Origin of the sequence: Micrococcus sp. Mcc89 (assembly GCF_024519795.1) — a bacterium.
Lineage (GTDB): Bacteria > Actinomycetota > Actinomycetes > Actinomycetales > Micrococcaceae > Micrococcus > Micrococcus luteus.
The window spans coordinates 1-6772 of the sequence record NZ_JALJRI010000070.1 but is presented as its reverse complement, the minus strand read 5'-3'; the positions used below and the strand labels follow the sequence as shown (position 1 = coordinate 6772).

Annotated in this window: 4 protein-coding genes and 1 pseudogene; all 5 read right to left on the bottom strand. The window is 73.2% G+C overall.

Translation table 11 applies throughout. The features are described from left to right. Window positions 1-718 (bottom strand): annotated as a pseudogene (locus tag NR072_RS07620) (hypothetical protein); the annotation flags it as partial. A gap of 535 nt (window positions 719-1253) precedes the next feature. Further along, a complete protein-coding gene (locus NR072_RS07615; protein WP_049146759.1) occupies window positions 1254-1862 on the bottom strand; it encodes a flavoprotein in 609 nt (202 codons plus the stop codon). Further along, a complete protein-coding gene (locus NR072_RS07610) occupies window positions 1862-3133 on the bottom strand; it encodes an ABC transporter permease (protein WP_049146757.1) in 1272 nt (423 codons plus the stop codon). The genes NR072_RS07615 and NR072_RS07610 overlap by 1 nt, the downstream gene beginning before the upstream one ends. After that, window positions 3133-3834, bottom strand: a complete 702-nt coding sequence (locus tag NR072_RS07605; protein ID WP_256836715.1) for an ABC transporter ATP-binding protein — start codon at window positions 3832-3834, stop codon at window positions 3133-3135. Before NR072_RS07605 ends, NR072_RS07610 begins: the two co-directional genes overlap by 1 nt. Then, window positions 3803-6475 (bottom strand): S41 family peptidase, encoded by a 2673-nt coding sequence (locus NR072_RS07600; protein WP_049146753.1) that lies wholly within the window; start codon window positions 6473-6475, stop codon window positions 3803-3805. Before NR072_RS07600 ends, NR072_RS07605 begins: the two co-directional genes overlap by 32 nt. Between the last annotated feature and the right edge of the window lie 297 nt (window positions 6476-6772).

The following is a 6772-nucleotide window of genomic DNA, read 5'->3' as shown; positions in this document are numbered from 1 at the left end:
CCTGGTCGAGGAGGGACTTCAGGGGCGGCTCCTGCCCCTCACCGGCCGAGACACGGCGCCACTGCGGGTCGGCGTACATCAGCTGGACGTCGTCCGGGACGTCGGACCCGTCCACCTCGACCCGCACGAACACGTCCTCGCCGACCTGGCGGGACTCCATGGTGATGTGCGAGTCCCGGCCGACCTGCATGACGCCCTTCGACTCGGCGTCACCGCCGTCGAGCCGACCGGCGATGTCCCAGCGGACCGACTGCGGGCCCTGACGGCCCGTGGTGTAGGCGGTCTCGAGTCGGACGGTCTCGGCCTCGTCCACCTGGGTGCGGGCCTGATGCCAGGCCTCCCCCACCGACTGCGGCTCGGATCCGCACCCGGCCAAGGCCAGGGCGCCCACGACGCCGAGCCCGGCCGCGCGGACGGCACGTCTGCGCTGCATGTTCTCCTCCTGGGGCTGCTGCCGGCCGAGGCAGGGCGCCGCGGCCACTGGCGTCACCCTACCGGCGCGCGAGGCCAGGACGACGTCGTGGTGCGCTGCCGACCAGACCACCAGCGCAGCCAGGGGGATCTCCAGAGCCCACCCCGGGGCGGTGAGCTCATCCTCCACGCGCCGCGGCGCACCGCAGCGGGCCCTTCGCCAGCGCGATGGCGCCGGGCCGTCCACGTGGTGGCGGTACGCGCCACGGAGGTGCGGGACGGGCAGCCAGCCGGCAGCGGATTCCATGGACGGTTCGTGACGATCGTCTGCCCCCTCGTAGGCACGTTGAGGTGACCGGCAGCCCTCCGCACACCATGGAAGGTCAACGGCTGGTCACGTTTCCACCCCCTGCAGGAGAGTTGAGCAGGGACACCCCCACCGCCGCCGAGGTCGTCGGCAACCATCTCCAGAGCCGCGCCGACGGCGAGGTGGAGCAGGCGATGGCCGCCCTGGACCCGCGCGTCGAGTGGCACCAGCCCGGTGAGGACCGGCTCTCCGGAGTGCACCGAGGGCCGGAGGCCGTCGGTGCACTCATGGGCGGAACGATGGAGGTCAGCCAGGACGCCTTCGTTGGTGGCCCGACCGGCCCGCTGATGGCGAACGGCGACGTCGTCGGGACGCCGGGACGCCCACCTGCCCCAGCCCGGCTCCCTTCAGCTCGGCTAGAGCGGCGAACGGCAGGGGCCGTTCGCGGCCTTCTCGGCTTCACGTCCTTGCCGGCGAAAGCCTCGGGCATGTCCTCCTGCTCCCCTGGCCGCCGTGAACCGCTGAGGCCGCCGGTTCAGGAGGCGGCCGCCTTCAGCGGCCGTGCCCGGTGTGAGACCCGGGCGATCGCCATCATCAGCTCCGGAAACGGCGGGGGCGCGCTCGCGGTGACCGTCCCGTCGCTCGCGGCCCGGCCAGGCACACCGTCCAGGACCACGTAGTCCGACCGGCGCAGCCGCTCCACGTTGTCCTGATGGATCCGGCGGGCGGCGAAGCCGGGGGCGACCCCTGGGGCGAGGATCACCGGGCAGCTGGCGTCCTGGACGGTCGCCAACGCGAGGGAGTCTCCGATCCCCGCGGCCAACCGGCCCACCGTGGCACCGGAGGCCGGGTACACGAGCACCGCGTCCGCCCAGGCGGCCAGCTCACGGTGGGGCACCGGCAGGCCGGGTGCGTCCTCCCACCCCGGCCCGTACACCGGTTGACGCGAGGTGACCTCCAGCAGCGTGCGGGTGACGAAACGCAGCGCGTTCTCGGTGACGAGCACGCGAACCGTGACGTCGGGGTACCAGCCGCGCACGGTCTCCACGAGGTCCGGGACGCGACGTGCCGCGAGCGCGCCGGTGACGACGACGAGCAGGTGGCCGCGGGGCAGGCCGAGCCGGACCGGGCGAACGGCACCCATCACCGCACCTCCCGCAGCGCATCCATCGGTTCGAGCCGGGCGGCGCGGACCGCCGGCAGCACGGCCGCAAGAGTCGCTGCCACGAGGACGCCGAGCACGATGAGCAGCACCGAGACCGGATCGAAGCGGAACAGCGTCAGCCCGGGCAGGTCCAGCCCAATGGCGCCGGGCAGTGACGGGCCGACGACCAGCCCCACCAGCAGGGCCAGCAGCACGGCCCCCACCGCGCCGATCAGTCCGAGCACGAGGGCCTCCACGGCCACGGAGGCGAACACCCAGCGGCGGGCCATCCCCAGGGCCCGGAGCATCCCGATGTGCCGGGTCTTCTCCTGGACGGACATCAGCAGGGTGTTCACGATCCCGAACATCGCGGCGAGGATCGCGATGGCCGCCAGCACGTTCAAAAGCAGCAGGACGGCGTTGACGATGGACTGGTAGTCGCCCACGATGTCCTCCGCGGTCGAGACAGTGAACCCGTCGTCCTGGACCGCCTGTCGCACGCGGTCGGCGTCGGTCCCGGAGACGAACAGATAGGTCGCCACGCCCTCCGCCGAGGGCGGCTGGCCGATCGCGGTGAGCCGCTCGAGCTCCTTGCCGAACGCCTGGTTGCCGAAGGGCAGGTTCCCGCCGATCAGGGACCGCACCTGGACTCCGGACACGGTGGCGCGCAGCTCGCGCACCTGCCTGTCCGCGCCCATCACGCCCACCGTGACGGTCTTCCCGACGGCGGATTGCGGGTCCCCGAGACCCAGCGGTTCCACGGCGTACTCGGGGATGATCAGCCGCGGCTCGTCCCCCTCGTCCGTCAGCTGGTCGCCTGCGGCGAGATTGGCGGTCTTCCCCGGCCAGTTCCCGTTGTAGATGAACCTGTACTGCTCGGAACCCTCGTGCTGGAAATAGAGCGGGTTGACCGGCCTGCTGGCGGTGACCGTGGCCTCGTCGCCCACCGCATCCCGCACGGACTGCACCTCCTCGGTGGTGAGGATTCCGCTGGCGGACTCCTGGACCCCGGCTTCGGCCATGGACGGGTCGTACGGTTCCATCCGCTCGTTCAGGAAGGACATGGGGCTGGTCTTGGAGACCTGGACGGTGTCCGTGGCGCCGACGGATCGGGTCTGGGAGTCGATGTACTCGTTGACCCCGGTGCCGAGGGCGCTGGTGATGGCGAAGGTGAAGGCGCCGATGCCGATCGCGATCACAGTCAGCAGGGCCCGGGCGGGGCGGCGCCACGCCGATCGCCACGCGCTGCGGAGCAGATCCTGGATGCGCATCAGCGGGACACCCCCACGGGCCGTTCGGTCAGGCGGCCGTCGACGATGCGCAGCTGCCGCGAGCATCGCTCGGCGAGTTCGGAGCTGTGGGTGACGATCACGAGGGTGATTCCTTCCGTCTCGTTGAGGTCGAAGAGCAGCTGGGTGACCGAGTCGCCGGTGGCCTGGTCCAGCGCACCGGTGGGCTCGTCCGCGAACAGCACACGGGGCCGGTTGACGATCGCGCGGGCCAGCGCGACGCGCTGCTTCTGCCCGCCGGAGAGCGCACCGGCCCGCTCATCCACACGATCAGCCAGGCCGAGGCGCTCCAGAGCCTGAACCACGCGGGGCCGCCGCTCCTGAGGCGGGCCACCCGCGATCATCAGCGGGATGGCCACGTTCTCCAGCACGGAGGCGCTCTCGTCCAGGTGGAAGTGCTGGAACACAAACCCGAACTCGGAGTTGCGGATGCCGTCCACCTGGCGTTCCGAGGCGTCGGCAAGCGAACGGCCGCGGTACCGGACATCGCCCCCGGACGGGGAGTCCAGGGCGGCCAGCATGTGCATGAGCGTGGACTTGCCGGAGCCGCTGGGGCCCACGATGGCCACGGTGTCCGCCTCGTCGATCCTCAGGCTCACCCCCTTGACAGCCTCGAAGGCAGCCTGTCCGGTGCCGAAGGTTCGGCGCAGGTCAACGGCTTCGAGCAGCGATGAGTCGGTCATCTTCCCTCTCCTTTCGTGTGGTGGGGTCGACGTTCGCCGTCCCCGGGAACGAGTGCGCGACGAGTTCCAACAGGTGGTCGTCGAATCCGTCTCCGGCCAGGTGATCCCCCGGCACCTCGACGTCGGGCACGACGCCGGTGTTCTCGATGAGGTCCCGCCGTCCGCCGCCGAGCCGGTACTGCGGCAGGGCGATCCGCAGACCGCCGCCGATCGACCGGGTGCGGTGGAAACCGGTGCCGGCCCCTGCGGTGCGCCGCCCCCAGAGAGTGACGCCGGGCAGTCCCTGCAGGAGCGCGGCCAGGTGCTCCCCACCGGAGCCGGTGCCCTCTCCGATCAGCACCGCCGTCGTGCACGGGCCCGTGAGCAGGGGGTGGGCGGCACCGTCCCCCGGGGCGGCGGTGGCCGAACGCCGCAGGAACGGCAGGAGTACGGCCGCGAGCGCGTCGGCGAACTGCCCGCCTTCGTTGAACCGCAGGTCCAGGACGAGGGGACCGGTTCCGCGCCACGTGCGGATCAGGTGCATGACCTGACCCCATCCGCGCACCGACACGTCCCGCAGCACCACGGTGCTGGCCTCCGGGGGAAGCTGTGCGGCCATCCTCCGGGTGAGTGCCTCGGCGGGATCGGGGGTGAGCGGCGTGCCGGGGCCGAGCACCGCGGAGTGGGAGATCCCGGTGCGGCCGACGGCGGCGGTGAGGACGTCGACGAGGTCGGCGTCGTCCTGGACGTGGCGCGCCGCCGCCCGGACCTGTTCCTCCCAGCCCGTGTCCGCGCTCGCGTCCCCGGCCAGTGACGCCCGGACGGCGCGCACCTGACGGATGGTCTCAGCCGTGGCACGCAGGGGATCGGGGCCCGCAGCCGGTGGGGTCAGCGTGCGCGTCCGCCCGCCCCTCTCGAGGATCTGCAGCGCACCTGTGTCCGTCTGCGTGGCCGGCGCCGAGGAACCGGGCACGGGCGCGCCCGCCAGGCCCGTGACATCGGCGGGGCCGTGCACGGGCCGCCACCGCCCGCCGGCGAGCCGGGCCCAGGGCCGGCCGTCGACGAGCGCCAGCTCATGCAACGGCACCGGCGCCCGCCACAGCTCACGGACGGCAGGCGCACCCTCCTCCGTCAGGAGCAGGCCGGGGTCCACCCCGAGCACACGGCCGGGCTCGAGCGGCACGGCGGTGCCCGCGATGGCGCTCACCGGCCGAGCGAGCAGGACCAGGCCGCCGTCGGCGGTGAAGACCGGGCCGGTCAGGTGCACACCGGCCGGGGCGAGGACGGCGGTCGCTGCGGACCGCACATCATGCAGGACGAGGCGTCCGCCCTGCAGGTCGATTTCCTCGGTCCAGGCCACGTGCGCACCGTCCGGGGAGACGACCGGCCGGGAGCGGCGGTGCGCGGCGTCGGGGTCGATCCGGCGGGGGCCTGCATTCGAGGCATGCACGTGCACGCCGAGCCGCTCGCCGGCGACGACGGTGGTCCCGCCCGCGTGCGTGAGTGCGTCGGCTCCCGCGGCCGCGGCGCCCAGCGCCACGGTCCAGACCGGATCGGCCGGCGAGGGGCCGACCACGAGCAGCCGGTCGTCGTGATGCTCCAGAGTCAGCAACCCCCCGGCCCCGTCCCACGCCGCGTCCACGATCCACCCCTGGCCCGAGGCGCGCCGCGTGCTCCATTCACCGTCCAGGGTGCGCACGCGTCCCTCACCGACGACGGCGACCGGCCCATTCGGCGCGATGACCACGCGGTCGACGGCTGGGGCCGCCGGTCGCGACACCCGGCGCCGGTGACCGGCCGGGACGACGACGCCCTCGCCTGTCGGGATCTCGATCGGTTCGGCCAGTCGGCCGTCCTCCGCAGGAAGGAGGCTCCAGGCCCGGCCGAGGCTCCCCAGGATCAGGTGCCCGGGGCCGCGGCGCAGGCTGGTGGCCCCGACGCCGGTGAGGTGGGTGACCCGTCGGGGGCGTTCCTCCGGGCCGGCGTCGATGGGCAGGGTGTAGACGTCCACCGGGCCGCAGAGGTCGTCCAGCCAGTAGACCCGGTCCCCGAGCACGACCGCGTCGGCCGCGTTCCCCGTCCCGGGAAGCCAGCGGGTCGATCCGGTGGCGGGGTCGTGGACCATCACACGGCCCGCGCCGCCGCCGCGGTGTCCCGCCCAGGCCACGGGGCGTGGCCCGAAGCTGGTCATCACGATGCGCCCGTCCGAGGCGTGGTCGGCCCAGGCGATGCCGGTCGGAGCCGTGTGACGGGTCGCCTCCGCCGCCGGGCCGGGCGTGTCGGCGATCGGGCACAGAAGCAGCTGCGCTGGCCGGTGGCCGGCACCGGTGCCGTGGGTGAGCAGGAGGACGTCGTCGGCCCACCAGCCGCACAACCGCACGGCACCGGCCGCACGGTGCACCACGGCCCCGCCCTCGGGGCCGTCGGCGGTGAGGACCCGCACCCGCTGGGCCCCGCCCTCGGCATCCTGCTCCTCGACGACGGCGATCAGGGGTCGCGTCGGATGGCCCAGCACATCGTGGACGACGGCGCCGGGAGGCAGTGCCACCCAGGCCGGGACCGGAGCGTCGGCCATGGCGTCGAGAGCCCAGAGGGCTCCGGCCGCGCGGGCCACGGTCACGTGTCCGGCGGCTGAGGGCCGTGCCAGGTAGGTCTCGCCCATGGGTGCCCCCCTTCTTCTTGTGGATGCGCCCGCGGCCCGCGGGTTCAGGGCCGTCCTGCGTGTCAAGGTCCGCGGCGAGCGGCCGTGTTCTTCAGTCTCGACGGCCACCGGACGCCGGGCGATGGCCGGAAGTACACATCTGCGCCCACACGAAAGAAGGCCGGCCCGGATCCTGTGGATCCGGGCCGGCCCTCGTGTCTGCTGTCTCCGTGAAGGCTCAGCAGCCGCTGGAGGTGAAGGAGGCGACGGTCTGATCGCCGGCCACCTCGACCACCTCGATCTCGTCGATGAACTCGA